The organism is Tenacibaculum finnmarkense (genome assembly GCF_900239185.1).
GTDB lineage: Bacteria > Bacteroidota > Bacteroidia > Flavobacteriales > Flavobacteriaceae > Polaribacter > Polaribacter finnmarkensis.
The window spans coordinates 1-1,966 of sequence record NZ_OENA01000099.1; the positions used below are offsets into that span (position 1 = coordinate 1).

Here is a 1,966-nt window from a genome sequence, read left to right on the forward strand (position 1 = left end):
ACTAGCTTGTTGGTTTAATTTCTGCAACAATTGCGGTGCAATATCCTTGCTCTTACCGCTAGAATCTTTGACAATTACTTTATTACCGTGTTTCGCTTGTTCTATTTGCGCCCAAGTACCACCGATAGTATTTAATAGTCCCATGAAATTAGTACCTCCCCAGAATTGACTACCGCCACCGCTATCAGGTGCATCTTGTGGCGTTGAATATCCGCCACCTTGGCTTGGTATGCTTGTTTGTGGTGTATCCCATGATACATTATCTGCAAAACCTGACAATCTCGACAATTGTACTACACTCATATTTTTACTCATAATTCCCGCTATTTTACGTTTTCTTTTTATCGTCCTTTTTTCTAAAGAACAACAAGCCAGCTGTTACTAAACCTGCAACGCCAATAGCATATTTATTTTTAGAAATAAAAGTTTCTCTTTCTTCGGTTTCCGTAGTTTCCGTGCTTAAATTCATAGGCACATTATCAGGAACAACCGTTTGAATTATTGGTTTTGATGGTTTAAAACCTCCTGTATCTCTTTTAAGCTCGTCAATTGCTGCTGCTTTCGCTCTGGCATCAGCTATTCTTTTTGCTTTAGCTCTGGCATCGGCTAATTTTTTTGTTCTTGCTCTTGCTATTCCTGCTTGTAACGCTTTTAAATCTGCTCTTTTTTTTGCGTTTTTTGCTTCTGCGGCTGCTTTTCCTTTTGCTACAAATGCTCTAAATTCAGCAGCTTCTTTAGCTCTTTTTATAGCTCGTTCTTTTGCGTATTTAACTCGATTTGCTTTTGCTTTTGCTATTGTTTCGGCTGATATTGCTTTTACCTTGGCAGCAGCTTTATTTTTGGCAACTGCTATTGCCTTTAATCTTGCATCTGCCGCTACTCTTGCTTTTGCTGCTGCTATTCTTTTAGCAGTTGCTTTTTTCAATGCTAAAGCTTGTTTTTGTTGCGATAGTTTCGAATTAGTAGAGCTGGTAGTTGAATTATTATTTAAGTAATTAACTAAACCTGTTTTTTGTTTGCTATTTGTTGCAACTGCTATTCTTTCTTCAATTGCTATTCTACGTTTAACTCTCTTAACTAATCGTTTTATTAATCTATTACCAGCGCCTATTGATGTACCTTTATAACCTTGGTCGTCTATATCTAGCCTACGAAATAAAGAATCTACTATTCTATTTATTTCTGATTGGCTGTTAATTCGCCCATAATCAAGACGTAAAGATGTTTCTTTTGCAGGTTTAAAGCCTCCTGTTGTTTTTACTAACCTAGTTACTTGCCTTGTCTTTGGTCTTAATTTGATTATTGGTCGTCTGCTGATTGGTCGTCCAAACTGCTCTCTACCGTTACCATCCATAAACACACCACGACCACGACCAGGAACACCTGCTAAACCATATATATTTAATTTACTTTCCATTATGCTACTACTTTTTTAGCTTGTGAATTTTTATTTTTGAAATAAAAAACGCCACCAAATAATAAAGCACCGCCTATAATTAAAGGCAAATTTTCTTTTGATAAAAACGATCCAAAACCTGCGGTATTCATTTTTTTAGCTGAATTAATAGATACCATATTTGATGCTGTTTGTGCAGTTTTAGTTGCTGCAATTTTAGCTTTCTTGATGTTATCTCGCTCTATTTTATAGTTTGTGATTTTTGTTTTTACCGCTTGAATTTGTGTTTTTATCGAACTGGTAATCGTACTGTTACTTGCTAATATTTCATTAGCTCGATCAATACCTAAAGTTTGTTTTTGCTTTAAAATATTAATTCGCCCCTGTACTTTACCTAGTGAATTTTCAGCAGATTGTAAAGCCGTTTCTGCGTGTTTTCTTCGCCTTTTTGCTTTTTTACACCAAGCCCCCAATCCTAAAGATTCGGCAATTGTTTGTTCTTGCTGTAATTCTACTTGCAGTTTTTTAATTATTCGCCCAGTTCGTTCGACTTCTTTTTCAAGATTCGCC

At 36.0% G+C, this 1,966-nt stretch carries 3 protein-coding genes; all 3 read right to left on the reverse strand.

The annotated features are described in order from the left end of the window. Nucleotides 1-303: hypothetical protein (locus AQ1689_RS12970; RefSeq protein ID WP_145993777.1), on the reverse strand; the 303-nt coding region annotated here is incomplete at its 3' end. Between the two features lie 25 nt (nucleotides 304-328). After that, complete coding sequence (locus tag AQ1689_RS12975) at nucleotides 329-1,417, reverse strand: hypothetical protein (protein WP_145993778.1); 1,089 nt, start codon at nucleotides 1,415-1,417, stop codon at nucleotides 329-331. Further along, nucleotides 1,417-1,966, reverse strand: a 550-nt coding sequence (locus AQ1689_RS12980; RefSeq protein ID WP_180947598.1) for a hypothetical protein, incomplete at its 5' end; no start/stop codon positions are given. The genes AQ1689_RS12975 and AQ1689_RS12980, both read right to left, overlap by 1 nt.

What these genes read in the sequence shown, in the direction of transcription:
- AQ1689_RS12975 (WP_145993778.1), bottom strand. Translation starts at nt 1,417, where the DNA reads ATGGAAAGTAAATTAAATATATATGGTTTAGCAGGTGTTCCTGGTCGT.